This is a genomic window from Halomonas sp. GT (assembly GCF_002082565.1).
GTDB lineage: Bacteria > Pseudomonadota > Gammaproteobacteria > Pseudomonadales > Halomonadaceae > Vreelandella.
On the sequence record NZ_CP020562.1, the window covers coordinates 3,475,087 to 3,501,638 of the forward strand.

A 26,552-nucleotide genomic window follows, 5' to 3' on the forward strand; every position below is an offset into this window, starting at 1 on the left:
TTTCTGCCTGTTCTCTAGTGACTTACATCGTGAATTAACTGGATGACAAGAACATGTCAGGAAAAGGTCAGCGGTTGCGTTGGCACTAACGAATTATAGACCTTGGTCTAACACCTGCATTGCTTTATAATGCACTGCAACAAGCCCATTTTGGGGCCGTTTGCAGGAGAACGACTTATGCCTTCCGAGGTGTCACAACCCGCATCCACCGCAGCGTCTGCCGCTCATCATGTGCAGCGTAGCCTACGCCACTGTCTTTCTACCGTTGCCGAGCTGCTTTACGATAACGGCCATGTACTCGAAACCATTACGTTGCCCCAGCGCGGCCTTGCCCGGCGCGAACTGGCTCAGTTGAATGGTCATTGCCCTAATTGGAAAACATGCCAACGGGTACTTGAAGAGAGCGGTGCCGCTGAATTTAATGATTATGACCGCTTCGTACTGACGTCCATGGGACGAGAGTTAATGTTTGATATGTTTGGCCAGGGTGCTGCCGACTGCGCGTAATTGCGCTTGCTCTGAACGCCACGGCATTGAAAAATTAAGACGACGCTCTAAACACAAAGCGCCCGCAGGCCCTTGATAAAGGGGCTGCGGGCGCTTTTTTATTGGCGCGGTGTGCTTAACGCAGTCCAAGCAGCGATAGAATAAACAGCACAACAACGATTAGACCAATAATATAGATGATGTTACGCATAACGGCACTCCTTGCTTTTGCGTTTAGGGCTTTTTCATACATTTCTGTTTCAAGGAAGGCAACAGGATGCTTACCTTTGAAATAACACCCCAAGCCTAGCAGTAATTGGTTATGTTTGCGTAATTTACCCTTGCTAGGGTCAACTTGCCTTTTATTGAACCTCCTGTCGCTTATCGCCTCGAACCTTATACGATACTTATCTATCAAGACCCCTGATTCGTATAATGATGAGTCAATTTTTATCTTGGAAGGTCCATCAATGCGTAGCCCTGCACTCCCTCTACTGCTTACCTTCACCATGTCGTGGTTTTTTCCTACGTTTGCCTTAGCAAGCCAACCATCGGCTGAGGTGCTGCAAGCCCTTGATCAAAAAGCAGGAGCGCTTAGCCGTGTACATACGGTGGTGGTCGCTTACCGAGGCGATATTGTTCACGAACGTCATCAAGGCGGCCCTGGACCGGCGACACCCGCCAACATCAAGTCGCTTTCTAAAACCGTGCTAGCCGCTATTACTGGCGCGGCCATTGAAGACGGCATTATTGCGTCTACCGAGCAGCCCTTAGCAGACCTGTTAGGCCAACTCCCTAGCGGCATAGACCCACAGGTCAATGATATTACCGTGGCGCATCTGCTTGCCTTACAAGCAGGCCTAGAGCGTACATCGGGCAGCAACTATGGCGCCTGGGTCGCAAGTAACCACTGGGTGAACGATGCGCTCACCCGTCCGTTTGTTGATGAGCCCGGTGGTCGCATGCTCTACTCCACTGGCACTAGCCATTTACTCTCTGCGGCGCTGACCCAGGCATGCGGTGAAAGTACTCATGCCCTTGCCCAGCGCCTGCTTGGCGAACCCCTGGACATTGCGATTCCTGCCTGGCCGCAAGACCCCCAAGGTATTTACTTTGGGGGCAACGATATGCAGCTTTCCCCAAGAGCGCTTGTGGAAGTAGGCGAGCTTTATCGCAATGACGGCATGGTCGATGGCAAGCGAGTATTACCAGAAGGCTGGGTAGAGGCGTCGTGGACGCCGAGAGGTCAATCGCCCTGGACAGGCGATGGTTACGGCTACGGATGGTTTATCACCACTTTGGCGCAGGAGCCCGTAATGTACGGGCGAGGATACGGTGGCCAAGCGCTTTATGTGATTCCCGAGCGGGAGATGACCGTGGTGATCACCTCCGACCCAACGCCGCCTTCACCTGGCGGGCAGTTTCAGCAACAGTTAAACCAGTTAGTGGTTGGCTTACTAGAAGATGAATAGCCAAAAGGTGAGTAGCGGCTCGTTTCTACTCATTCTTACTTACTCACTCTTACTTACTCATTCTTACTTACTTAGTTCTTATTTACTCGTCTTTATGGCCAAGGCTCATCAGATATAGCGCTGCGGCAAGCGCCAGCACCGAAAGCGCGAGATAGATGGCTTCCAGCGGCGTCGTGAAACGGATATCCACAACGGCGCGGAAAAACTCAATAATCACCGCCAAAATCACCACGCGGGCAATTTTGTCCTTGAGTTGATCCAGCGACCCTACGTTAAACGGATGCTTGGGGTAGCGCACTTCTGCTTGGTCGATCCGGGAAACAAACAGCCGATAGATACCTAGCCCGAAGATCAGCAGCACAATCGCTATTAAATACACATCAACGGCGATGATGATGTCTGGCACCAGGGTGTCGTGGATATCCTGAGAGCTATCAATCAGGTAGTAGCGCAGTACGTCACCCACCACGGTTAAAATATCCAGCGTGCCGACAATAAATAGCATTAGTGAGCCTAACAGGCTTGGCACTACCGCCAGCATTACCAGAAAGCGCGAATTCCAAAGCGCCGTTTCAATCCGCCGCTCCCAGGGGGATTGTTCGTGGGGCGTTTTAGGCGCTGGCGGCTGAGCTGAATGTGTCTGGGATGAATGTATCTGAGATGAATGTGGTGATGAATGTGGTGATGATGGGTTTGGTGACGACGAGCTTGATGATGACGGTTCAGACGGTACTGGATCAGACATGGTGCGTGCTTACTCCTGTAAAAAGTCGCCAACTTGGGCGACGCTAGGATAATCGTACGCGGTGTTATAGCACGTTGATTAACACAACGGTAAAGGTGACCCCGGTGAGTAGAAAACCCAACGAAAGCATGATGCCGTCGCGGGCCACTAAGCCTAAACCGAACAGTGTCAGCGCTAAGCCCGCGCCATTAGCACTGAACGGAATGAACTCCATGGGTGGCATGGCTAACGCAATGAGTAAGCACATCACGGCGGTAACACGTATCCCAATATAACCGGTCATCCACGCTAGACGCACACCTAGCAAGCTATCCACCCAGCTGGCTGGCTTCTTCATGTAGTGAATGGCTTTATCGAATTTGGTTCGGGAAATCGAGCGTTTTACCAGCCATTTAGGTAACCAGAAAGTTTCCCTGCCGATTAATAACTGAACGGACGTGAGCACTACCAGCACCGCCATTAGTGTTGGCATACCGGGAATATCACCGATGATGGGCGCGAGCGTAATTAGCCCGGCGACCAGCAACAGTGGCCCAAACGAACGCCTGCCTACCGCGTGCACCACGTCGTCTACGCTTACCTTGGCTTTTTCACGCTCCATTCGTTCCATGGTGTTAATCAATTCGGTTAAGTTCGATGCATCCTGCATATCACTCATTGGCGTTTTGGCGCTCCATGTCCTGTTTCAATAGCTGTTTCAATAGCTGTTTCAATGGCTATAACAATGGCTATAACAATGGCTATGTCGACGGCTCGGGTTTACTGCTTAGGTTTACTGTTTGTTGGAGCTTGCTGTTAAACCTGCGGCGTATTAGCAAGCTTGCTGCGAATAAAGTCGCTATGGCTGACGTGCAGGAGATCTGCCAGCCGCCGGATACGGTGCTCTTCAAGCGGGTCGATGCTGCCGTCTGCCCAGGCAAGCTGCCACATTAATGCCACCAACTCGCAGCGCTGCTCATAACCGTAGTGCTCTTTTATCAGGCTGACAAACTGGTAATGATCGACGGCATCATCTACTTCTGCTTCCGCCAACGTCATTAACTCGTTAACGTCGCTTTCGCTTAGGTGGTAGCGGTTGATGAGCATCTGCTTGAGCGCGGCGCGTTCAGCATCGCTTTTATCGTAGTCGGCGCGCATGACTTCACAAAGCAACGCCGCCGTTGCGAGTTCTAGCGTCAGGGTTTGATTATCGCGCTGTTCAGGTTCTGCCAGCGCGCGTTGGAAAAAATTGCTAATGGCATCCAGCACGTTAAGCTCTCCTGCTCTTGAGTCTTACTATTCGACTTCAGTGACCGCACTAAGTGCCTAGACACTGCCTGAAAACTGGAATCACACCTTACATCTCACAGTTGCCCCCTCACTCCTTGCGCTTCGCCAACTGCTCTTTTAGCTGTTTAGGCACTTGCTTGATAATCAGGCGATCCTGGTTTTCATCGTACTCAATGCTGGACCCAAGCAGGTGAGAGTCAAAACTGATCGATACGCCCCCAGCGCGCCCGGTAAATCGGCGAAACTGACTGATGGTGCGCTTGTCCGGCGGGATCTCTGGAGAAAGACCGTAGTCAGCATTACGGATATGGTCGTAAAAGGCTTTGGGCTGCTTTTCGTCCACCAGCCCCGAAAGCTCTTCTAACGTCATTGGGTCGCCACGGCGCAGCTGCTCATTGGCGTAGTCGACCAAAGTGTCGGTTTTTTCTCGGCTGGCTTCGTCGTCGTAGTCCTCTTTTTCGACGTAATCACTGAAGGCTTTCAGCAGCGTGCGGGTCTCGGCGGGAGCATCAATACCCTCCTCCATTCCCAACAGCGCTACCAAGCCATCAGCGAGCTTTTTGCCGCCGCGATCTTTTAAAAACGACACATATTGTGCGCTTTCAGAATCGCTCTGCCACTGGGTAAGGTTTACCCGTGCTGCCAGGGTGAGCTGGCTGGTATTCAGCTGCGCAGCGGGCACCGCTTGGTGCTCTGCGTTAATGCCAATACCTTCCCGTTGATGAACTAAGCCTAGAAACAGCGTCTCGGTATCGCCCTGGTGTAGATGTGCGAACACTAAGTAGCCGCTAACAGAGAGCTGCTCTTGCAGTGTTTGCGCCAAGCGTTCTGCAATAGCAATAGAAAGCTGGGTGAAATCCTGCTCTTCTGCCATATATGCCCGCAGCCAGGCGACCAGCGGTCCAGCCTGCTCGCCCTGCTCAGCAAATCGCCCCCACCCTTTGGCTTTGGTGTTGTAGGTGTCATTTAGCGAATTCACCAAGCTTGCCATCACTGGGTCGTCGTTGGCCGCGGGTGTTGACGCGGGTGCCGCCGTGACGGTCAAGCGTTCACCATCTAGCGATAGGTCAAGGCGGTGCACAATACTTTGCAGTAGCGGCATAAGCGGGAGTTACCTTTTATTTAAGAGCGGTTTAGCTAAGAACGATTGATTAAAAAAACAAATCATCAAAAGAGCGGTGTTGGCAAAGAACCGCTCAACAGGCAATCAGCGCGTTTAGGGCTTTAAGCGATAACCGGTGCGAAAAATCCACGCAATGGTGGCAAGGCTGGCGGCCAGGAAGAGTAGAATCATCGCCACGCTGGCCGCTAAGCTGACATCGCTAATGCCGTAGAAGCTCCAACGGAACCCACTGACCAAGTAGACCACAGGGTTGGCTAACGTCACGGTTTGCCAAAACGGCGGTAGCATATCAATAGAATAGAAGCTGCCCCCCAAAAACGTTAGCGGCGTGATTACCAGCAAAGGCACCAACTGCAGCTTGTCGAAACCATCCGCCCAAATGCCGATAATAAAGCCCAGCAAGCTGAAAGTGACGGCGGTCAGTACCAGGAAGGTCAGCATCCAAATCGGATGAGCAATTTCCAGCGGCACAAATAAGCTGGACGTTGCCAGGATAATCAGCCCTAGAATAATTGATTTCGAGGCAGCAGCGCCTACGTAGCCAACCACCACTTCTAAATAAGAGATGGGCGCTGAGAGAATTTCATAAATGCTGCCGGAGAACTTCGGGAAGAAAATTCCAAACGAGGCATTAGAGACACTCTGGGTGAGTAGCATCAGCATAATCAGCCCAGGCACAATAAAGGCACCGTAGCTGACCCCGTTAATCTCGCTGATGCGTGAACCAATCGCCGCGCCAAACACCACAAAGTAAAGCGAGGTTGAAATCACTGGCGACACAATGCTTTGCAGCAACGTGCGGCGAGTACGCGCCATTTCCGCCATATAAATGGCACGAACGGGGTAGAGATTCATGGGCGCTCCTTTACCAAGTCAACGAAAATATCTTCCAACGAGCTTTGCCGGGTGTGCAGGTCTTTAAAGCCAATGCCCGCCTTTTCCAACTGCGTGAGCAGCGCAGAAATACCGCGGCCTTCCTCTTCCTGACGGCCATCGTAGGTGTACACCAACTCATAGCCATCTGCTGTCAGGCTCAGCTCGTCTTGATCAAGGGACGCAGGCAACGCAGAGAGCGGCGTGTGTAGCTGCAGCGTTAGCTGCTTGCTGCCAAGCTTATTCATCAGCGCTGCTTTCTCTTCCACTAATACAATCTCACCGCGATTGATGACACCAATGCGGTCGGCCATTTCTTCGGCTTCTTCAATGTAATGGGTAGTGAGAATGATCGTGACACCATTGTCCCGCAGCCCGCGTACCACTTCCCACATATCTCGGCGTAACTCGACGTCTACCCCGGCGGTGGGTTCATCTAGAAATAGAATGCGCGGTTCATGGGAGAGCGCTTTGGCGATCAATACGCGGCGCTTCATGCCACCCGAAAGAGTCATCAAACGATTGTTGCGTTTGTCCCACAAGGCCAGCGACTTAAGCACCTTCTCGATATGCGCTGGATTGGGCGGCTTTCCAAACAAGCCACGGCTAAAACTGACCGTGTTCCATACCGTTTCAAAGGCTTCGTTGGTCAGTTCTTGAGGCACAAGACCAATACGTTCACGGGCCTGACGATAGTGGCTAACGCTATCATAGCCATCCACTAACACGTGGCCCTGGGTTGGGTTCACCAGCCCACACACCACGCTGATTAATGTGGTTTTACCCGCCCCATTGGGGCCAAGCAAGGCAAAAATCTCGCCACGCTGAATGGTTAAATCCACACGGGTAAGGGCTTGAAAGCCACCTTCATAGGTTTTGTTCAAGCCTTCAATAGTAATAATGGGATCGTTCAAGGCGTGCTCCTCACACCGCGACAGCATTGCCGCGGTGCTTGACGGATGTTCGGCGCCATTAACTGCGGCTGGTGATTTCCAACAGGTGGTAGCCAAACTGGGTTTTGACCGGGCCGTGTACCTTGTTCAGGTCACCGCTGAAAACGACTTTGTCGAATTCCGGTACCATTTGGCCAGGGCCAAAGCTACCCAGATCACCGCCTTGACGGCCAGAAGGGCAGCTAGAGTGCTGCTTAGCCACTTCTGCGAAATCACGACCGTTTTCGATCTCTTGTTTCAGTGTGTTGCACTGCTCTTCACTGCTTACCAAAATATGACGGGCGCTGGCGCGTGCCATAACAAACTCCTTATTAAAAAGCCCCAAATCGGCGTATCAGTTTATCATGCTGGTACAGGGTTAGGCGCTAGCGTTAACTTGATTAAGGACCAGCGAGCGCTCCACTAAAACGCAGCGCGTCACCCACACTTGCCAAAGCGCGTTCGTGGGCGCTTACCGGAAGCGGGCCTCGGCTACAGGCGACAATTACCCACGGCCCCTGCGCTGAAGAAATACGCGAGGCAATGCCTGCATCGCAGCTGCGACGGTGCTGGGTACCGGTTTTATGGGCAAAATGGATGTCACTGCCCAACCCTTGTTTCAAGCGGCGCTCGCCAGAGGAGGTGCGGCTCATTACCGCCAGCAGCGTTTGGCGCTGCTCAGTATTCAAATCCGTCATGCCCCCATGGTGAAGCGAGGCCAGCACATCCCCGTAGGCACGCAGCGTGCCTACGTTCTCACCCGTGGCTTCATAGGCATCAAAGGCCTGGTCGTAGTTAGGTTGCTCGAAGGCATCTTGGCGCACGCTAAGGGTTCGGGCTAACGCTACCGGCCGCTGGCTAACAGTGTGCTTACGCAACGCCATAAATTCTAAACCACCTAAGCGTTGAGCATCTGCATGAAGCTGGCCATAAACGCCTTGGCGTACGCCAACGAGCTTGCTAATCGGCCCTATATGACCGGACCTTCCACCGCTCGCTGCCACCATCATCTTTGCCCGTTCATTCACTGCCTCAAGCCCTACACGGTCAATCAGCATGTCTGAGGCGGTGTTATCACTAACGGTGATCATCTGTTCCAACAAATAACCAATAGAAATAGGCGTGCCTGGATCATGCCAGTTAACCGGGCCTGCGCCATCCACATAATCACTGCGCGCCAGGGTAATCCGTTCATCAAGCGATAACCTGCCAGCTTGGCGTTCGGCCAGCACCTGAGAAGCCACCGGCACTTTTATCAGCGATGCCAAATACCATGGCTCATCGGCCTTCCAGGAATAGGCTTCGCCACTGGCCAAATTTTGCACATAAACACCTAACTGTCCGCCAAACACCTCTTCGATGGCGGCCATGCGGGCATTTAAGTCGCCCTGCCAGCGGCTCTGTTTATCGACTTCATAATACCAATCTGCATGAACAGGCAGCGCTATTAACAGCGCTACGACCATCAGCCCGCGCTGTATCCATTGTCGCAAATCGTCAACTCCCGTTAGTTTGCTCGCGCTTAGCGATGAGCCGCCATCCAGCGGGTCAGCCAAATCCACAGCGCGGCACCGAGTATTAATAAGCCACCAACGCCAAGCGCCTGCGGATAGCTGTAGGCTCCTTCACCCTCCAATAAAAAACGCAATACCAGAAAAATCATCACGATATGGAAAATAAAGGCTTTGAGCGCATCACTGCCAACGAGGGTGATCGGCAACAGTACTTTCGCAGCGGCTGCTCCACCTGCTAAGGCAAACCCAAGCAGCACCAACGCGCCACCCACGCTAAACAGCATAAAGTTTATTCCGGGCGGGTGCTTTCCCACATTACGAGCCACCGCCATCATCGCACCATGAACATCGCCCCCGGCGATGGCTATGCCATAAAAAGCAGCTACCATCAGCGCCCCCGCCCCTACCAGCCAACGAATGAAGCGGCGGCGTAAAGTGGCATCGAAATAGCAGCGTAACAGCGCTTCGCCGATCAATAAGCCAGACAATATAAGTGGGGCGCGGCTAAGCTGCCCCCAGGCATAGTGCTCTTCATGGTCTACCAGAAACGCTTTTAAGAGCTCGTAGCCCCCAAATGAAAACCCTTGTAACCACGCAGAAAGCGCCGTTAAGCCTGCAATGGTCGCCAAACGCCCCCACAGTGGCGTTCGCGCCCACAGCGGCAATATTAACGGCACCCATAGCAAGGCAATGGCATAAAAACCTAGAATCTCTACCCAGATAGCAAATCGCCCGTAGAGCAGCGTATCAACGATATCGCCAGGCGAACTAAAGGGGAGCATTTCTATAATAATCAGTGCTTTATACCAAAACCAAACCTCAATGGCCCTTACCCACAGTTTTAACCGCCGCTTGGGCCAATCGTCACGTTGCGTGTGAGACAAGAAGGCCACCGCCAGCGCGATGCCAAATACTAAAATGAACAGCGAGGACGAGAATTTAGTCAACAAGTGAATAGGCACCATGCCCCAGTCGGGTACATGACGTATGCCAACTAAACCGCTAACGGCATGGCTGATAATCATAAGCCCAATGGCGATACCGCGCGCGAGATCAATCGCTTCGATACGGCCTTGCGCTTTAGGAAGCTGTGGTACCTCCTTCCAATTCAACACGTCGGCAACGTCCTTGTGGCTGATAGTAATAATAGGACTCTAACCATAGCCTATTCATTCCCCACCCCCTATTTAACATCTTTTAACGCAAAAATGCCCCGCAACTGGCGGGGCATTTCATGGCTCATCCGTGAACCGGAATAGAAGTTAATCCTTTAGCAGTCATGAGTTACCAACCGGAATCATCTTCCTCTTCAGTTTCCCATGTGTCTTGCTCTTCTTCTTCCTCTTCATAAGTGAATTCTTGCTCTTCCTCTTCGTACTCGGTCGTTACACCTTCATTAGTAGCGCCTTCAGTGGTGGCACCTTGCTCTTGATCAGAGTCGAAAGAGTTGTAAGCGCCCTGCTCATCCTGGGTCGTTTCTTCCTGAGGAGCGGGCTCGTAATCATCGTTGCCTTCCATGCCAGCAAAGGCCAGCGGGCTAGCGATTAAACCAAACGATACGCCTAAAATGCCAAGTTTCTTGAGAGCTTCCTTTTTCATAGTCATGCCTCCTGATATGGCTTCGCTTTCACTTCAGTTTTCGGTAATCAAAAAATTCGATAATTTGAAAACGTTGGTTAGTGGCAAGAACATCGCGTCTTTCTAACACTCTGCTCTTGCCCAATACATTGCATCCGCCATACCAGGAAATGCCAAAAAAATAAAAAATACTATAAATACAATTACTTGAATAAAAATCGTGCATGCCAATCTAATGACGCAGCGATCTTTAATTAGTGATTTATTGTTTATCAATGACACATGAGCCCCGCTGCAGCATGACAGCAAGGCCATAAACTTGCTTTCAACTACTAGACAATATTGGCCACGCGCCTTAAACGTAATGAACATAATATTAACGATACGACCAGGAGAGCCTTAATGCATGCTCCCGAAGCGCGCCAGCTTCCCTTAGAAGGCCTGAAAGTCCTTGAACTTGGGCAGCTCATTGCAGGCCCTTTTGCGACCAAGCTGCTAGGTGAGTTTGGCGCCGATGTGATTAAAGTTGAGCCGCCTGGCACCGGTGATCCCCTTCGCAAATGGCGAATGCTTGAGGAAGGCACCTCGCTTTGGTGGCACGTACAGAGCCGCAACAAGCGCTCCGTTGCGTTGGACTTGCGCAGTGAAGAGGGTCAAGCGCTGGTGCGCAAGCTCGCTGCCGAGGCTGATGTGGTGGTGGAAAACTTCCGCCCTGGCACATTAGATAACTGGGGGCTGGGCTGGGAAGCGCTATCAAAACTCAACCCAAGGCTGATCATGGTGCATATTTCCGGCTACGGGCAAACGGGGCCTTACCGCGACAAGCCCGGCTTTGGTGTGGTGGGAGAAGCCATGGGCGGGTTGCGTTATCTCACCGGCCAGCCAGGAGAGCCCTCTGTGCGCGTGGGCGTGAGCATTGGTGATTCACTTTCCGCGCTTTACGCTGTCATTGGCACCTTGCTGGCACTGCAAGAACGCAATCGTAGCGGGCTGGGGCAAGAGATCGATGTGGCGCTGTATGAATCAGTATTTGCCATGATGGAGAGCCTGCTGCCGGAATTCGATGCCAGCGGCCAAGTACGCGAACCTAGCGGCAGCGCCCTCCCTGGCATTACGCCTTCTAACGCTTACCGCTGCCAGGGCGGCGATTACGTGCTTATTGCTGGTAACGGCGACAGCATTTTTAAACGCTTGATGGGTGTCATTGGCCGTGATGATCTGGCCAACAACCCCGCGCTAGCCCACAACGATGGCCGCAGCCAGCAGGCTGAAATGATCGACGCAGCGATTCAAGCGTGGTCTGAAGAGCGCTCAAGAGAGGCGATTCTTAAAGCGCTAGATGAGGCACGCGTGCCAGCAGGCTATCCGTACACCGCTAAAGATATTGCCTTTGACCCCCATTACTTGGCGCGGGAAATGATTCAGACCTTCACCCGCACCAATGGCAACCCCTTAAAAGTACCCGGTGTACTGCCTAAACTTAGTGCTACCCCAGGGCGACTCGGCAATGGCGGCCCTGAGCTTGGCCAGCATACCGATGACGTGTTGGATGAGCTGGGCATTGACCAGGAAACCCGTGCCAAGCTGCGTCAAGCGGGCATTATCTAAGGAGAGCGCTATGCATAATTCCACGAGCCAACCCATGCCCTGTCCTACAGCAGCCTGTCCTAAAAAAATAGAAATTAATGAAGTCGCCCCGCGTGACGGCCTGCAGATTGAAGCGCGCTTTGTCCCCACAGACGATAAAATCCGCTGGATCGACGCGCTCTCCACTACCGGTCTGCGGCGCATCGAGGCCACCTCGTTTACGTCACCCAAAGCAATTCCTAACCTGCGCGATGCCGCTGAGGTTGTCACTGGTATTCATCGCCGGGCAGGCGTCGATATCAGCGTATTAGTGCCTAACCTTAAGGGCATGGAGCGCGCGCTTGCCTGCCAGGTGGATGAGATTAATTTGGTGATGTCGGCAAGCGATAGCCATGGCCTGGCGAACCTGCGCATGACACCAGAGCAGTCGCTTGAGCAATTTGCCGCGATTGTAGAGGCCTGCCAAGGCAGCGGCGTATTTATCAACGCCTCGCTTTCGACCACCTTTGGCTGCCCGTTTGAAGGCGAGGTGCCTGAAATGCGGGTGCTCACGCTGGTGGAACAACTGATCGCGCTGGGCATTCAAGGCGTCACACTATGTGACACCACGGGCATGGCCAACCCAGCCCAGGTAAGGCGTCTGTGTGACGCCGTGCTTGAGCGCTGGCCGGAAACGCCGTTCACACTGCACTTTCACAACACGCGCGGCATGGGCTTAGCCAATGCGCTGGCAGCGTGGCAGGCGGGTATTAGCCGCTTTGATGCGTCGCTCGGTGGGTTGGGGGGCTGCCCCTTTGCCCCAGGCGCTAGCGGTAATGTATGCACCGAAGACTTAGTGCATATGTTTGCAGCGATGGGGGTCGATACGGGCGTCGATCTAGATGCGCTGCTTGACGTTGCCGCCACCCTGCCGACACTTATCGGCCACGACGTGCCCGGACAAGTGGTAAAAGCCGGGAAGTCATCCCGGCGTTATACTATGCCCGAGCGTTAGTCTTACGCTGGCCCAATCACATGCTTCACTTCCAGGTAGGCACTTAGCCCCCAGGGGCCGAGCTCACGCCCAATGCCGCTGCGCTTGAAGCCGCCCCAGGCGGTTTCAGGCAGCACCAGTTGCTCACTGTTGTACCAAATGCTACCGGCTTTTAGCTGGCGACCAATGCGTTTTGCCCGCTCAGGGTCACCGCTAATCACCGTCGCAGCTAATCCATAAGCGCTATCGTTGGCGAGTTTAATCGCCTCTTCTTCGCTGGTAATGCTGCGTGCGCAGAGCACTGGGCCGAAAATCTCCTCTTGCCACAAGCGGCTTTCCAGCGGAACATCGCGGTAAAGCGTCGGCGCTAAAAAGTAGCCCTGCGTGGGTAACGTGCGATGGGTAATATCGCGCACTGCCGTTAGGCCTTCTTGTTCTGCCAAGTCTAAATAGCGCTGTACCGCATCGCGCTGCTTAGCGCTGGTCAACGGCCCTAAGTCGGTACCTTCGGCGAGTGGGTCACCTAAGGTTAGCGCATCCATCCGCTCAGCTAGGGCGAGATAGAGTGCTTCTGCCACGCTTTCATGCACCAGTAAACGCGAAGTCGCTGAACAGATTTGCCCGGCATTGAAGTAGATACCCGCCATTACCCAGTCGGCGGCTTGAGATGGGTCGGCGTCTTCCATTACCAGGATCGGCGATTTTCCACCTAGCTCTAGGGAGACACTGGCAGTGCGAACGGCAGCAGCTTGCATGACGGCTTCGCCGACTCGGTTACTGCCCGTAAAAGAGATTTTATCTACACCTGGGTGATTGGTTAGCGGTGCGCCAATGCCCTCGCCATCGCCGTTAAGCAGGTTCAGTACACCGGCTGGCAGACCAATTTCCAGGGCAATTTCTGCCAGTGCCAACTCGGGGAGCGGCGTCACCTCTGACGGTTTGAGCACTGCGGTACAGCCTGCCGCCAACGCGGGCGCCAGTTTCCAGGCGCTTGTCACCAGCGGGAAGTTCCAGGGCGCAATCAGCCCAACGACACCCACCGGGTCATGATACGTACGTGCCTCAACGCCCTCCATTTCCACACTAATCAACTCGCCTTGGCGGGCATCCAGTGCTTTGGCCTGCTTGGCGTAATAGCGATAACAGGCAATCGCATCGTCCAGGTCTATGCCTGCTTCAGCTAGCGGTTTACCGTTATTAGTGGCTGACAGAGTGATTAGCGCTTCTCGGCGGGCCTCCAACGCATCGGCAAAGCTATCTAGGTACTTTGCACGCGCAGCTCCACCCAGCGCTTGCCAAGCAGGTTGTGCTTGCTGAGCGGCTTTAACGGCAGCGTCGACATCTGCCGCGTCCCCCGCCGTGACCTGAGCAATGCGCTCTTCGCGATAAGGGTTCATCACATCGAGCATGCGCGTGCCTGCTGAGGCAACCCATTGGTTGCTGATGAACTGCTGATTGATAAATTGCTGGTTGATTAACGGCATCTACGTATCCTGGTCAGAAATTCTGCACGCACGCTGCCAAGCAGCCGCGTCTATTTCAATGAGTAACGGGCCATTTGAAACGCGATTAGCGAGTGAGTTTGCAAGCTCCTCAGGGCTTTCAACCCGCACGCTTGGGCAACCAAACCCTTCGGCCAAAGTAAGAAAGTTGGGGGCTTGAATATCCACGCCCAAACGCGCCACACCGTTGGCATCCATATAGCGGCGAATTTCTTCATAGCCTGCGTTGTGCCACAGCACAATCACCACCGGCAGGCGTTCCTCCACCGCGGTAGCAAGCTCAGAAAGGGTGAACATCACCCCGCCATCACCAACCAGCGCCACCACGGGTAGATCAGCGCGAGCTAACTGCGCACCTAACGCTGCTGGCAGTCCATAGCCCAAAGTGCCGTAGCCAGTAGAAGCATTGAAGTAGCGTCTTGGCGCTGGCTGGCTGACTAGGTGGTTGCCCGCATACACCGGCGCGGTGGAGTCGCCTACTAAAATCGCCTCGGGCAAGTAGTCTGCTAGGGTTTTATAAAGCGGTACAAAGTCGCTAAAAGCCGGATCGTTAACCAGATTCAGTGCGCCCAACGTCATGGTAGTTCGTTCACTACCTTGGCGCTGCAAGGGGTCGGGGAAATGAGCGAGCAGAAGCGCTAGGCTACGCCCAGCATCGCCCACTAGCCCTAGCGTTGTATGCTGGTTGCGCACCAATTGTTCGGGGTCGAGATCAATACGAATCAGCTTGCCGTTGAGGTGAAAGCCACCGTCAAATACGACGTCATAGTCGGTCTCGCCGAGTTCGGTACCCACCGCCAAAATCACATCGGCATCGGCCGCCAGTTCGCGCACCGCTGGCAGCGCGGCATTCGCGCCCAAATCCAGCGGGTGGTCGCGGCCTAGTAGCCCTTTGGCGTTGATAGTCGTCACCGTGGGGGCATCAAGCCTCTCTACCAGTGCCCGCGCTGCCTCTGGCGCTGCCACACAGCCCCCTCCCAGAAGCACCAACGGCTGTTTGGCCGCTTTTAATAAACGAGCCGCTTCAGCAAGCCCCTGCGGGTCAGGCGCTGCTCGGTAAAGCGTTGGCGCTTGCCAACTGGTCGGCACCTTCACCGGCGCATTGAACAGGTCAATCGGAATTTCAATATGCACCGGGCCTGGGCGCGCACCATTGAAGATCGCAAAGGCGCGGGCCAGCACGTCTGGTAGCGTATTGGCATCTAATAGCGTGTGGCTAAACCGCGCCACGCCGCTAATCATCTGCTGCTGGCTGGGCAGCTCGTGCAGCCGACCTTGGCCTAGCCCCAACGTATCTCGACGACTCACACTAGAGATCACCAGCATGGGGATAGAGTCTGCTAATGCTTGGCCCATGGCAGTGGCAATATTGGTCATTCCTGGGCCAGTGATAATCAGACATACCCCAGGCTGACCGCTGGCGCGGGCATAGCCGTCGGCCATAAACCCTGCACCCTGCTCATGGCGCGGGGTTATATGCTGCACATCGCTGCCTTCCAGCCCACGATATAGCTCTACCGTATGCACGCCCGGAATACCGAACAGCGTTTGAACTCCATAGGTTTCGCGCAGCATCCGGATCAACAGTTCGGCACAGGTCATCGTTGAGTGATTGCACATTTCGTCAGCGTTCATGACAGGCCCTCTCAGAAGAAAAATGTGTGGGCCATAAAGGCAATAATCGGCAGTGTAATGGCGGTACGTAGTAAGAAAACCACTGCCAGTTCCCAGAACTTGATGGGAATTTTCGACTTGAGTAGCAGCGCACCGATTTCAGACATGTACACCAGCTGCGTCATAGAGAGGCAGGCGATGACGAAACGGGTCAACTCGCTTTCAATATTCGTCGCTAGCACCGCTGGCAAGAACATATCGGCAAACCCGACCAACGTCGCTGGAGCAGCCGCTTGTGCTTCAGGGATACGCAGCAACTCAAGCACCGGCACCATGGGGTAAGAGAGCCAGGTAAACAGCGGAGTAAACTCGGCTAAAATCAGCGCGACAGTGCCGATGGCAAACACCAGTGGCAGCAGTGTCAGGAAGATATCAATTACGTTAAGTAGCGCTATGCGTCCTAACTCACGTGGCCCAGGCGCACTGCCTGCTCGACGGGTGGCCTGCAAAAGGCTGTAGCGAAACAGTCCCACTTTTTCAGTGCGCTCTTCGCTCAGTTGGCAGCCCACTGGCTCGTAGTAGTCATCCGATTTACGCGAAAGTGGCGGAATCCGCGATACGATGACCGCAGCGATCAAACCAGACACCACTACCGTGAAATAGAATTGTACAAAGAGATGGTTAATATCAACGAAGTTAGTAACCAATAGGCTAAAAGCAATGGAGGCAACAGAGAAGTTGGTCGCAATGACTGACGCTTCACGGCCGTTGTAGTAACCCTGCTCGTATTGTTGTGCAGTGATCAGAACACCAACTGTTCCCGACCCCATCCAGGATGCCGTCGCATCGATAGCACTACGCCCAGGGAGATTAAAAATCACCCGAAACGGCTTGCGGACCATGGTGCCGATAAACTCCATAAAGCCGAATTCGACCAAAAACGGTAGCAGAATCGCCGCAAAGAAGAAGAACGTCAGTAGCACCGGCGCCAAATCATTGAGCATTACGCCGCCAGTAAACGGTGCCGTTACAAACTCGGGCCCAAACTGGAAAAACGTCATGAGGACAAAAATCGCGCCTAATATGCGCATCACTACCCAAATAGCGCCCACATCAAACATATCGTGAAAGGGACCACTTTTTGCCCAAGCAGGTTTGGCTAACTTGGCGTATAGCGTTACCACCACCGACAGGCAAAGAATGACTACCGCAATGGCAGGTAGCGCTGCCCCTAACAGCGTTTGCAAACCATCTGCCATCAGGCCCATACCAATGTTAATAGAGTCGCCCACTTGAAAAGGCACTAGGAACAGCAGTACACCGATCAATGATGGAATGAGAAACTTCAGCAGATGCGCGCGGGGGATCTCCGTCGGAGACGTCGGTTCTTCCGACTTTACTTGAGAGTAAGACATACGGTTCACCTATTGGAAGTGATTATTGGAGGTGGGCTGGCGGCGTCCTGGCAGGCAATAAGCAGCCTGCCATTTCTCTGATCAGTAGCGCTTTGTCAGGTAAGCGCTTTTTATTTGTTAGCTATTTCAGAGCAGCTTAATCACTGTGTTTCACGCCCGGCAGCACGCAGAGCATTTCGTACAGCAGTGTGGCGCCCATCAATGCGGTATTACCGCTGGGATCATAAGGAGGCGACACTTCCACTAGATCACAGCCGACGATGTTCAACCCTGCCGCACCGCGCACAATTTCTAGCCCTTGCGCTGAGGTCAGTCCGCCCATCTCTACCGTTCCCGTTCCTGGCGCAACGGAAGGATCCAAGCCATCGATATCGAAGCTGATATAGACAGGCACATCGCCCATCTGCTCGCGCACTTCCTCCATCAAGGGGGCAAGCGAGCGATACCAGCACTCTTCAGCGGGAACAACGCGGAAACCCTGGCCTCGGCACCAATCAAAATCCTCGGCTGCGTAACCGGTACCACGAAGGCCGATTTGAACCACCTTGCCGTGGGCTAACAGGCCTTCTTCCTGGGCACGGCGAAACGGCGTGCCATGGGCAATCGGCTCACCGAACATGTGCTCGTTTACATCGGCATGGGCATCAATATGGATCAGCCCCACTGGCCCATGTTTTTTGGCAATGGCACGTAAAATGGGCAGTGTCAGGGTGTGTTCGCCACCCAACGTTAGCGGAATGCAGTTGTGTTTAAGCACGTCATCATAAAAGGCCGTGATGATGTCGACGCTTTTGGGTAGGTGAAACGTGTTGATGGGCACGTCGCCTATATCAGCCACTTGTAAACTTTCAAACGGGGCGGCGCGGGTCGCCATGTTATAGGGTCGAAGCATGCGAGATTCATCGCGAATCTGACGTGGGCCAAGACGCGTACCAGGCCGGTTAGACGTACCAATATCCATTGGAATACCGATAAAAGCAGCATCTAAGCCAGCAGCGCTTTCCTGGGTGGGTAACCGCATCATGGTGGCAGGCCCACCAAAGCGCGGCATGCTATTGCCCCCAAGTGGCTGGTTAAAATCAGACATACAGATCTCCTTGGCGTTGTTCATGTTGTAGCGCTGTATTGCGTACTGATAACAACTACGTTGCACAGAACATGCCAAGTCTCTGAACGCCCTAACAATAGGGCTCTCAGTCATTATCGATGCAGTAATGAATCAAAATCACGTACACTTAAGTCACCTATGCATCATTGATGCAAAAATGAATCAAAGATTATTCAAGAGACAATCGCTGTGAGTGAAATCGATAAGTGCGTGCTAAAAACCATTGTGGAAACCGCCAACGATCACTTCTTTATCGTCAGCGGCGAAGGTCGAGTGCTTGATATTAGTCCCGGCGCTGAGGCTGTTTATGGCGCGCCCCGGGAAGAGTTGCTAGGCAGTAGCGTTTACCAGCTTCAGCAAGCAGGCATCTTGAAGCCATCCATCACCTTAGAAGTGATGCGCACCCACCAGCCAGCCCAACTTATGCAGGTAACAGGCACCGGACGCCGTGTGATTGCTGAAGCCTACCCTGTCTTTGTGAATGGAAAATTGGAACGTGTTATTAGCCGTTCCAGAGACTTAACCGATTTACAGCTCCTACAAGACGAATATGCACTACTCCAGAAGCGCTTTAGTGAGCACTTAAAACGCAGCCAAGCAGCCCCCGATGCCGAGGAACAGGCGCTAGACGACGCGCTGGACAACCTGCAGGCGAGAAGCCACGTTATGCGTGAAGTCGCCTTGCTTCTCAAACGGGTCGCACCTTCGGACGCTAATGTATTGATGTTGGGAGAGTCGGGCGTGGGTAAAACCGCGTTTGCCAAGCAGCTTCATCGTTGGAGCCAGCGCAGCGATGGCCCCTTTATTGAGGTTAACTGTGCGGCCATTCCCGAAAATTTATTTGAGTCTGAGATGTTTGGCTATCAACCAGGCGCGTTCAGTGGCGCGGCTCGCCAAGGAAAAGCAGGCTTACTAGAACAAGCGGAAGGTGGCACGCTGTTTCTTGATGAAATCGGTGAGCTCCCGCTATTAATGCAAACTAAACTGCTAAAAGTTATCCAGGACGGAAGCCTCACCCGGCTAGGCGATACACGACCGCGTAAAGTGGACTTTCGCTTAGTCGTCGCCACGAATCAGAATTTAGCCAAACAAGTAGAAGCGGGCCTATTTCGTCTGGATCTTTACTACCGTCTCAACGTCATACCCGTCACGCTTCCGCCTTTACGAGACCGCCGAGAAGATATTCCTGATCTCGTGGAAGCCTGTTTGGAACGCCTTAACCAACGCTATGGGCGGCAAAAAATCCTGGGCAACCCAGTATGGTCAGCGTTAATGGGAAGCGACTGGCCAGGTAACGTCCGCGAGCTTGAAAACTGGCTAGAAAGAGCTTGGCTATCCAGCCCAACGGATCAAATTGAAGCCCCTAATCCTCATCCTTATACAGAGCAGCCCCCGGCTTATCTAACGAAAGCCTCAACGTCTCCGTTAGTCGCTGCCTTAGCGCCGGATGAAACCCTAAAGCAGTACCTTGCCAGGCTAGAGCGCGACACACTGGAAGCGTTGAGCAAAACGCTCCCTAGCACATATGCCATCGCTGAGCGGCTGGGTATTAGCCAATCCAGCGTGGTACGCAGGCTGCAACGCTATGGCATTAAAGTCACTAAGTGAATTTTCCGCTTGACACAACCGCTGTCATCAACCATCCATGTAAGTGTCATACAACGGCAACACCTTCAACACAAGCTAAACAATAACAACCAACAGCCGGTGATGTGTGTGCTATGTCAAACCAATCGCGTATTCGCCTGGAACGCGTCACTAAACGTTGGGACGTGACCACTGCCGTCGATGACATCTCCTTCGACGTCACGCCTGGGCAATTTGTCATTTTGCTGGGCCCTTCAGGCTGTGGCAAATCCACCACGCTTCGCATGATTGCGGGCCTGGAAGAGGCCAGCGACGGGCGTATTTATATCGGTGAGCGCGACGTTACCCGCCTGCCGCCCGGCGACCGTGGGCTGAGCATGGTGTTTCAGTCCTACGCGCTGTTTCCGCATTTGAGCGTTGCCGACAATATCGTTTTTGGCCTGCGCAGCCGTAAGGTACCCAAAACAGAGCAGCGCGAGCGACTGGCTAAGGTCGCCGAACTGGTTGATTTAACCGATTACCTAGATCGTAAACCTGCCCAACTTTCTGGCGGCCAACGCCAGCGGGTGGCGCTGGCGCGCTCGATTATTTCCGAACACCCAATCTGCCTGATGGATGAACCGCTATCCAACCTGGATGCCCGGCTGCGTAGCGACATGCGCCGGGAAATCAAAGCATTACAGAGCCGCCTGACGATGACGGTTATCTACGTCACCCACGACCAGGTGGAAGCGATGAGCATGGGCGATCGTGTCATTCTAATGCAGCACGGCAAAATCGTGCAGGACGGCACCCCAGACGAGCTTTACAACCGCCCCGCTAGTGCTTTTGCCGCCAGTTTCATTGGCAGCCCCGCCATGAACCTGCTGCCACTAGTGGCCGGTGAAGATGTCGCTGTTATCGAAGGCGAACCAAGTACTCCCGTAGCCCCCTTGGATGCCACTGGCGGCCACTTAGGCATCCGCCCGGAAGATATCGAACTGCGCATTGCACCGGGTTCCGGCGTACCCGCTAACGTATTAAGCGAAGAGTATCTGGGAGCGGACACCATTGCATATGTGGCAGTGGGGTCGCACACCCTACGCGTGCGGCTTAGCGGCAAGCAGGCACTGACAGGTCAGCCATGCAGCCTCTACTGGACGTCAGAGAATACACACCTTTTCGATGCCGAAGGCCTACGGCGGGATGACCTGACGCCGCTCCCATTACCTAGCTCATCTCGCAGCGTTCCTCGCCCACCGGCCGTGGGCTCTTTCCAACACTGACAGCAGTATTGACACTTGCGGAGTCTCTTATGCGTTTGCGTCCTCCTTTTGCAATGACCGCCCTGGCAGCGTGCTTGTTAAACACCGCCCAGGTAAACGCGGATAGCGTCGATCTGACCATGTACTACCCGGTCGCGGTGGGTGGTGCACTCACCGACGTCGTTGATAATCTGGTGGAAGAGTTTGAAAGCGAATACCCTGATATCAATGTGGAAGCGATCTATGCCGGTAACTACGATGATACCCGCGTGCGCGCCATGTCAGCGATGGAAGCGGGCGAAACGCCGCAGCTGTCGGTTATGTTCTCCATTGATCTGTACGAGCTGATTGAGCAGGACGCCATCGTCGCCTTTGACGACCTGGTCGAAACCGATGAAGAGCGTGAATGGCTCGATGGCTTCTACCCAGGGCTGATGGAAAATGGCCAGTTGGATGGCAAAACCTACGGCATCCCCTTCCAGCGCTCCACCATCGTACTGTTCTGGAACAAAGACGCCTTTGAAGCCGCTGGCCTAGACCCCGAAACGCCCCCTGAGAATTGGGAAGAGATGGCCGAAATGGCGGCGACCGTGCGCGAAGCCTCGAACAACGAGCAGTGGGGCGTGATGGTGCCCTCGACTGGCTACCCCTACTGGATGTTCCAAGCCTTTGCTTTTCAGAACGGCCATCGGTTAATGAGCGAAGATGGCACTGAGGTCTACTTCGACGACCCCGCAGCAGTTGAAGCGCTGGAGTACTGGGTATCGCTAGCCACCGAGCACAATGCCATGCCTGACGGTACCATTGAGTGGGGCACCCTGCGCCAGAACTTCCTTGAACAGTCCACGGCAATGATGTGGCACACCACGGGCAATCTGACCGCCGTACGCAGCGAAGCCAATTTTGATTTTGGCGTCGCCATGCTGCCGATGAAAACCCAGCGCGGCAGCCCCACCGGTGGCGGTAACTTCTACATTTTTGAAGATGCGACAGAAGAAGAGCAGCGCGCAGCGATGACCTTTATTCGCTGGATGACCGCTCCCGAGCGAGCTGCCGCTTGGTCGATTGAAACCGGCTATATGGGCGTTAGCCCCGCCGCCTACGAAACCGACGCGTTACAAGGCTATGTAGAAGAGTTCCCACCTGCTGCGGTCGCCCGCGACCAGCTTGAGCACGGCACGGCAGAGCTTTCCACTTACCAGGGTGGCCGCATTCGCCGCGCCTTGGATAACGCCGTGCAAGCGGCGCTGACCGGTCAAATGACACCGCAAGAAGCGCTTAGCCAGGCGCAGCAAGAGGCCGATAACGTGTTGCGCCGCTATGCCCGCTAATCGTTAGATATTTTACTGTTCGCCGGGGCATGCCCCGGCTTTTCCAACGTGCGGTACGTCACTATGTCATTCACCAATCACCGCAAAATGCAGCTCTATGGCGCACTTCTGCTGCTGCCCGCTGCAGTACTGCTAACAACTTTTGCTTATTTACCGACCGTAACAACGGTCATTAACAGCCTGTTTTTACCCGGATTTCGCGGTGCACCCACTGAATTCGTAGGTCTTGAAAATTATCAGGTGTTGTTCGATGACCCAACGTTTTGGAAAGTAGCGCGTAACAACTTAATCTACGCCGTTGGTACGATTCCTACGTCTATCGCGCTGGCTTTGGGTATGGCGCTATTCGTCAATAGAAAGCTTCGCGGGCGAGGCTTTTTGCGCATGGCCTACTTTACGCCGACGATTCTTCCCATGATCGCCGCGGCCAATATCTGGATGTTTTTCTACGCGCCGCAGATTGGCTTATTCAATAAACTGCTCGGCATGTTGGGCTTTTCTGGAGTGAACTGGCTGGGTGATCCAAGCATTGCTTTAAGCTCGGTGATCGTGATGTCGGTGTGGAAAGAAGCTGGCTTTTTTATGATCTTCTACTTAGCGGCGCTACAGAGTATGCCCCCCGAATTAAAAGAGGCAGCTGACTTAGAAGGCACTAGCCGCTGGAGCTTCTTTTGGCGGGTCACCTTTCCGCTACTCATGCCCACCACACTGTTTGTGCTCATCAATGCGCTGATTAACTCAGTGCGGGTCGTGGATCACCTATTTATCTTGACCAAGGGTGGGCCCAACAACGCCACCAACTTGCTACTCTACTACGTCTACGAGAATGCCTTCTCGTTCTTTGACCGCACCACAGCAGCTACCATTACGGTGGTGATTCTGCTGGTGCTCGCGGTAGTGGCCACGCTTAAGTTCACGATTTTAGATCGCAGGACGCACTATCAATGAATACGACCACTTCCTATGCGCCCCGCTCCCGCTTCTTCTCAACTCCAGCGCTGGAAACAGTGGCCGCGTGGCTACTGGCGATTATTTGGATTTTTCCGCTGCTGTATGCTTTTTGGGCTGCCTTCCACCCCAGCGAGTTTATGGTGAACTTTGAGCTCTTCGCCCCGCTGACGTTAGAGAACTTCACTAACGCCTGGTCTCAAGCGCCCTTTGCCCGCTACTACTTGAACACCTTTGCGCTGGTGACAGGAGTGGTGATAGGTCAATTTGTGGTCTGCACCCTGGCGGCGTTTGCCTTTGCGCGCTTTCCGATTCCCGGCAAGAACGTTTTATTTATGCTGGTGCTGATTCAACTCTTTGTGTTTCCCGAAGTGTTAATTGTCGAGAACTACCGCATCGCCAGTGAGCTGGGGCTGATCAACACCATCACCGGGATTGGCTTACCTTACGTGGCCAGCGCCCTGGGTATTTTTCTGCTACGGCAAACGTTTAAAACCATTCCAAGGGAGCTGGAAGACGCCGCCCGCATTGAAGGCTGCAACTGGCTGGAAATTTTGTGGAAGGTGTACGTACCGCTCGCCAAGCCCACCTACCTTGCTTATGGGCTGGTCTCGATTAGTCACCACTGGAACAACTTCATCTGGCCATTAGTGGTGACCAATTCGGTAGAGAGCCGCCCGCTAACGGTAGGGTTAGGGGTATTTTCCGCGCCAGAAACCGGCGTTAACTGGGCGACCGTCAGCGCCGCCACGCTCTTAAGCATCGCCCCGCTGCTAATCGCCTTCCTGCTCTTCCAACGCCAGTTCGTGCAGTCGTTTTTAAGAGCGGGAATTCGCTAATTCTGCACGCCCCTGGCAGTGTTCGCCACGCGCTATCGCAGCGGCATCGAAGGTGCCAGTGTCTAGCACCCAGGCAGTAACCAGCTTGGCGGGTGTCACGTCAAAGGCAGGGTTCCACACGGGGGCATTTTCGGGAGCCCAAACGACATCACCAAAGGCACCTGAGGCTCCGCGAATTTCTGCCGCGTCGCGCTGTTCAATTGGAATATCACTGCCGGATGCGCAGGCGGGGTCGACCGTGGTGTAGGGGGCGACCACGTAAAACGGCACATTATGGTAGTGGGCGGCAACGGCGAGCATGTAAGTGCCTACCTTGTTGGCGAAATCGCCGTTGGCACAAATGCGGTCGGCACCGACTATGACTTTATCGACGTTCCCAGCGGCCATTAAGCTCGCGGCCATGCTGTCAGCAATCAATTGATAGGGAATGCCTAAATCGGCCATTTCCCAGGCGGTTAAACGGCCGCCTTGCAGCAACGGGCGGGTTTCATCTACATACACATGCAGCGCCACACCGCGTTGTTTGGCGATTGCCAACGCGCCAATGGCGGTGCCAACGCCTGCGGTAGCAAGCGCCCCAGTGTTGCAGTGGGTCAGAACACGGTCACCCGATTGCAGCAGGTCGGCTCCCCGCTCGGCCATGCGTTGGCAAAGCGCACGGTCTTCTGCAAACAATTCAGCGGCGCGCTCAGCCAGGACAGCAGCCCCTTGCTCGAAGCAGGCTTCCATGGCATCCAGGCAATACATCAGGTTCACTGCGGTGGGTCGCGTGGCACGTAAGCGATCGCTAACGGATTGCCAATTGCCTTCTGGATGGCGCGCGGCAGTCTGCGCCAGCACAAAGGCAGCGCTCAAGCCAATCAGCGGCGCTCCGCGAATCGCTAGGTTTTTCACCGCATGCTGCCACTCGTCTGGCGAGTCACAGCGCACCCACTGCTCTGCCTGGGGCAGTTGGGTTTGATCCAAATACTCAAGGTAGTCGGCATAAACCCGTAAACTGCGTGACTGTAAGTGTGGCATTGATGGACTCCTTGAGCACTTGAACTTGACTAACAGGACAACGGCGCGGCTTATCAGGCGCGAAGCTTATCATATAGAATAGCTGCCACTAGAAGAGGCGACGCAGATCCTATGATGACGCTACAAACTGAACTGCTGGCCGCCATTTCATGGGCGGCGCAGCAAGGCTGGACACCCGCCACCGGCGGAAACTTTTCCGCCCGTACCGAAGCGGGGTATTTGGTCACCGCTTCTGGCCGGGATAAAACCCGTATTCAGGCCGATGACCTGCTGCTGTGCGACCTGGATGGCAAGGTACTCTCAGGCGATGGGAAGCCGAGCGCGGAAAGTGATCTTCACGCTGCGCTCTATCGCTTAGACGCATCGATTAACTGCGTGCTGCATACCCATACCCTAGCCAGCACCGTGCTGTCGCGGCGCTTTCCAAACGGTATTGAGCTAAATGGTTACGAGATGCAAAAAGCCCTGCAGGGTAACGTGACTCATGATGCGACTATTCGCCTCCCCGTGGTACCAAATTCCCAAGATATGGACGAGCTAGCGGAGCATGTACGCAGCAGCTGGCCGATGCCCTGGGGCTTTTTGGTGGCGGGGCACGGTATTTATGCTGTGGGCGATAGCATCGCTAGTTGCCGTCGGCACTTGGAAGCCATTGAATTTTTACTGTCCTGTGTACTTGAAGAGAGCCGGTGGTCTAAATGAGTAACCCAGCTGTTCGCGCCGTTGTAACCGATATTGAAGGCACCACCACGGATATTAACTTTGTCCATAAGGTGCTGTTCCCCTACGCCCAGGCCAAGTTGCCCGACTTTCTACGCGCGAATGCAGACACACCTGCGGTTGCCGAGAAAATTAGCGCCGTGCGCAGTGAAATGGGAGACCCTGATGCCACGCTTGACGCGGTCATTGCCCAGTTACAGCACTGGATCGAGACTGACCAAAAAGTCACGCCGCTGAAAGCACTGCAAGGCATGGTGTGGGCAGATGGCTATCAGCGTGGCGATTTTAAAGGCCACCTGTATAGCGACGTCGCCCCGGCGCTGCGCCAGTGGCAGCAGGTAGGCAAAGCGCTGTACGTGTATTCGTCAGGTTCCGTGCAGGCGCAGAAGCTGTTGTTTGGCTACAGCGATGAAGGCGACTTAACCCCCCTGTTTAGCGGCTACTTCGACACCCATATTGGCCATAAGCGCGAAGCCACGGCCTACCAGCGAATTATCGCTGAGCTTGACCTACCGCCGGAAGCGGTGCTGTTCTTGTCGGACGTGGTCGAAGAGTTGGACGCCGCCAAGCAGGCGGGCATGCAAACCCTGCAGTTAGTTCGCGAAGGCACCCAGGCGGGCAAAACCCACGCGTGCGTTTCCCGCTTTGATGAAATTGCGCTTTAGGAGAGCC

Annotated in this window: 27 protein-coding genes; 12 read left to right on the forward strand and 15 right to left on the reverse strand. The window is 54.1% G+C overall.

Features of this window, described 5'->3' with window-relative positions; genetic code table 11:
- The first annotated feature begins 177 nt into the window (after window positions 1-177).
- Window positions 178-507 (forward strand): hypothetical protein, encoded by a 330-nt coding sequence (locus B6A39_RS15795; RefSeq protein ID WP_083007169.1) that lies wholly within the window; start codon window positions 178-180, stop codon window positions 505-507.
- Between the two features lie 449 nt (window positions 508-956).
- Window positions 957-1,958, forward strand: a complete 1,002-nt coding sequence (locus B6A39_RS15805; protein ID WP_083007172.1) for a serine hydrolase domain-containing protein — start codon at window positions 957-959, stop codon at window positions 1,956-1,958.
- Window positions 1,959-2,040: 82 nt separating this feature from the next.
- Here B6A39_RS15805 and B6A39_RS15810 read toward each other — a convergent pair whose 3' ends face one another.
- Window positions 2,041-2,613, reverse strand: a complete 573-nt coding sequence (locus tag B6A39_RS15810) for a YqhA family protein (RefSeq protein WP_083007934.1) — start codon at window positions 2,611-2,613, stop codon at window positions 2,041-2,043.
- Here B6A39_RS15810 and B6A39_RS18995 point away from each other — a divergent pair.
- Complete coding sequence (locus B6A39_RS18995; RefSeq protein WP_198036799.1) at window positions 2,604-2,750, forward strand: hypothetical protein; 147 nt, start codon at window positions 2,604-2,606, stop codon at window positions 2,748-2,750. The two genes, B6A39_RS15810 and B6A39_RS18995, sit on opposite strands and share 10 nt — an antisense overlap.
- 17 nt (window positions 2,751-2,767) lie before the next feature.
- Here the strand turns inward: B6A39_RS18995 and B6A39_RS15815 are convergent, their stop codons facing one another.
- From B6A39_RS15815 to B6A39_RS15855, 9 genes are all read right to left on the reverse strand, one after another.
- Window positions 2,768-3,361, reverse strand: a complete 594-nt coding sequence (locus B6A39_RS15815; protein WP_083007174.1) for an exopolysaccharide biosynthesis protein — start codon at window positions 3,359-3,361, stop codon at window positions 2,768-2,770.
- Between the two features lie 137 nt (window positions 3,362-3,498).
- Window positions 3,499-3,951, reverse strand: coding sequence for a tellurite resistance TerB family protein (locus tag B6A39_RS15820; RefSeq protein WP_083007176.1), 453 nt, complete (start codon window positions 3,949-3,951; stop codon window positions 3,499-3,501).
- Between the two features lie 109 nt (window positions 3,952-4,060).
- Window positions 4,061-5,074 carry a nucleoid-associated protein gene (locus B6A39_RS15825; protein WP_083007178.1) on the reverse strand — a complete coding sequence of 338 codons (1,014 nt, stop codon included), beginning with the start codon at window positions 5,072-5,074 and terminating at the stop codon, window positions 4,061-4,063.
- A 114-nt stretch (window positions 5,075-5,188) separates the two neighbouring features.
- Window positions 5,189-5,950 (reverse strand): ABC transporter permease, encoded by a 762-nt coding sequence (locus tag B6A39_RS15830; protein WP_009722819.1) that lies wholly within the window; start codon window positions 5,948-5,950, stop codon window positions 5,189-5,191.
- Window positions 5,947-6,882, reverse strand: a complete 936-nt coding sequence (locus B6A39_RS15835) for an ABC transporter ATP-binding protein (RefSeq protein ID WP_083007179.1) — start codon at window positions 6,880-6,882, stop codon at window positions 5,947-5,949. The genes B6A39_RS15830 and B6A39_RS15835 overlap by 4 nt, the downstream gene beginning before the upstream one ends.
- A gap of 58 nt (window positions 6,883-6,940) precedes the next feature.
- Window positions 6,941-7,219 carry a peptidylprolyl isomerase gene (locus tag B6A39_RS15840; RefSeq protein ID WP_009722821.1) on the reverse strand — a complete coding sequence of 93 codons (279 nt, stop codon included), beginning with the start codon at window positions 7,217-7,219 and terminating at the stop codon, window positions 6,941-6,943.
- 82 nt (window positions 7,220-7,301) lie between these two features.
- Window positions 7,302-8,366 carry a serine hydrolase gene (locus B6A39_RS15845; RefSeq protein WP_083007935.1) on the reverse strand — a complete coding sequence of 355 codons (1,065 nt, stop codon included), beginning with the start codon at window positions 8,364-8,366 and terminating at the stop codon, window positions 7,302-7,304.
- Window positions 8,367-8,422: 56 nt separating this feature from the next.
- Complete coding sequence (locus B6A39_RS15850; RefSeq protein WP_083007181.1) at window positions 8,423-9,529, reverse strand: heparan-alpha-glucosaminide N-acetyltransferase domain-containing protein; 1,107 nt, start codon at window positions 9,527-9,529, stop codon at window positions 8,423-8,425.
- A gap of 169 nt (window positions 9,530-9,698) precedes the next feature.
- On the reverse strand, window positions 9,699-10,013 hold the full coding sequence (locus B6A39_RS15855) for a hypothetical protein (RefSeq protein WP_009722824.1): 315 nt from the start codon (window positions 10,011-10,013) through the stop codon (window positions 9,699-9,701).
- A 381-nt stretch (window positions 10,014-10,394) separates the two neighbouring features.
- Between B6A39_RS15855 and B6A39_RS15860 the strand changes: the two genes are divergently transcribed.
- Both B6A39_RS15860 and B6A39_RS15865 read left to right on the forward strand, forming a co-directional pair.
- The gene (locus B6A39_RS15860) at window positions 10,395-11,600 is read left to right on the forward strand and encodes a CaiB/BaiF CoA transferase family protein (RefSeq protein WP_083007183.1); all 1,206 of its coding nucleotides are present in this window, start codon (window positions 10,395-10,397) and stop codon (window positions 11,598-11,600) included.
- 10 nt (window positions 11,601-11,610) lie between these two features.
- Window positions 11,611-12,573 carry a hydroxymethylglutaryl-CoA lyase gene (locus B6A39_RS15865; RefSeq protein ID WP_232318724.1) on the forward strand — a complete coding sequence of 321 codons (963 nt, stop codon included), beginning with the start codon at window positions 11,611-11,613 and terminating at the stop codon, window positions 12,571-12,573.
- Window positions 12,574-12,575: 2 nt separating this feature from the next.
- On the opposite strand, the gene B6A39_RS15870 is transcribed toward B6A39_RS15865, so the two are convergent.
- The 4 genes from B6A39_RS15870 to speB form a co-directional block, all read right to left on the reverse strand.
- Window positions 12,576-14,036, reverse strand: a complete 1,461-nt coding sequence (locus B6A39_RS15870; protein ID WP_083007184.1) for an aldehyde dehydrogenase family protein — start codon at window positions 14,034-14,036, stop codon at window positions 12,576-12,578.
- Window positions 14,037-15,689 carry a 5-guanidino-2-oxopentanoate decarboxylase gene (locus B6A39_RS15875; RefSeq protein WP_083007186.1) on the reverse strand — a complete coding sequence of 551 codons (1,653 nt, stop codon included), beginning with the start codon at window positions 15,687-15,689 and terminating at the stop codon, window positions 14,037-14,039.
- Between the two features lie 11 nt (window positions 15,690-15,700).
- On the reverse strand, window positions 15,701-17,083 hold the full coding sequence (locus tag B6A39_RS15880) for a YjiH family protein (protein WP_083007187.1): 1,383 nt from the start codon (window positions 17,081-17,083) through the stop codon (window positions 15,701-15,703).
- Between the two features lie 136 nt (window positions 17,084-17,219).
- Window positions 17,220-18,170, reverse strand: coding sequence for an agmatinase (speB, locus tag B6A39_RS15885; protein WP_083007189.1), 951 nt, complete (start codon window positions 18,168-18,170; stop codon window positions 17,220-17,222).
- A gap of 210 nt (window positions 18,171-18,380) precedes the next feature.
- Between speB and B6A39_RS15890 the strand changes: the two genes are divergently transcribed.
- The 5 genes from B6A39_RS15890 to B6A39_RS15910 all read left to right on the forward strand — a co-directional run bounded on the left by B6A39_RS15890 (window position 18,381) and on the right by B6A39_RS15910 (window position 24,140).
- Window positions 18,381-19,799, forward strand: a complete 1,419-nt coding sequence (locus B6A39_RS15890) for a sigma-54 interaction domain-containing protein (protein ID WP_083007191.1) — start codon at window positions 18,381-18,383, stop codon at window positions 19,797-19,799.
- A gap of 113 nt (window positions 19,800-19,912) precedes the next feature.
- Entirely contained in the window at window positions 19,913-21,043 is a 1,131-nt protein-coding gene (locus tag B6A39_RS15895; RefSeq protein ID WP_083007192.1) for an ABC transporter ATP-binding protein, read from the forward strand.
- Window positions 21,044-21,072: 29 nt separating this feature from the next.
- Window positions 21,073-22,353, forward strand: a complete 1,281-nt coding sequence (locus B6A39_RS15900) for an ABC transporter substrate-binding protein (protein WP_083007194.1) — start codon at window positions 21,073-21,075, stop codon at window positions 22,351-22,353.
- A gap of 63 nt (window positions 22,354-22,416) precedes the next feature.
- Entirely contained in the window at window positions 22,417-23,301 is an 885-nt protein-coding gene (locus B6A39_RS15905) for a carbohydrate ABC transporter permease (protein WP_083007196.1), read from the forward strand.
- The gene (locus B6A39_RS15910) at window positions 23,298-24,140 is read left to right on the forward strand and encodes a carbohydrate ABC transporter permease (protein ID WP_083007197.1); all 843 of its coding nucleotides are present in this window, start codon (window positions 23,298-23,300) and stop codon (window positions 24,138-24,140) included. Before B6A39_RS15905 ends, B6A39_RS15910 begins: the two co-directional genes overlap by 4 nt.
- Here the strand turns inward: B6A39_RS15910 and mtnA are convergent.
- Window positions 24,120-25,160, reverse strand: a complete 1,041-nt coding sequence (gene mtnA, locus B6A39_RS15915; RefSeq protein WP_083007199.1) for an S-methyl-5-thioribose-1-phosphate isomerase — start codon at window positions 25,158-25,160, stop codon at window positions 24,120-24,122. The genes B6A39_RS15910 and mtnA overlap by 21 nt on opposite strands.
- A 111-nt stretch (window positions 25,161-25,271) precedes the next feature.
- On the opposite strand from mtnA, the gene mtnB reads away from it, so the two are divergent.
- Together mtnB and mtnC are read left to right on the forward strand one after the other, a co-directional pair.
- A complete protein-coding gene (mtnB, locus tag B6A39_RS15920) occupies window positions 25,272-25,862 on the forward strand; it encodes a methylthioribulose 1-phosphate dehydratase (RefSeq protein ID WP_083007200.1) in 591 nt (196 codons plus the stop codon).
- A complete protein-coding gene (gene mtnC, locus B6A39_RS15925; protein WP_083007202.1) occupies window positions 25,859-26,545 on the forward strand; it encodes an acireductone synthase in 687 nt (228 codons plus the stop codon). The genes mtnB and mtnC overlap by 4 nt, the downstream gene beginning before the upstream one ends.
- Window positions 26,546-26,552: the final 7 nt, after the last annotated feature.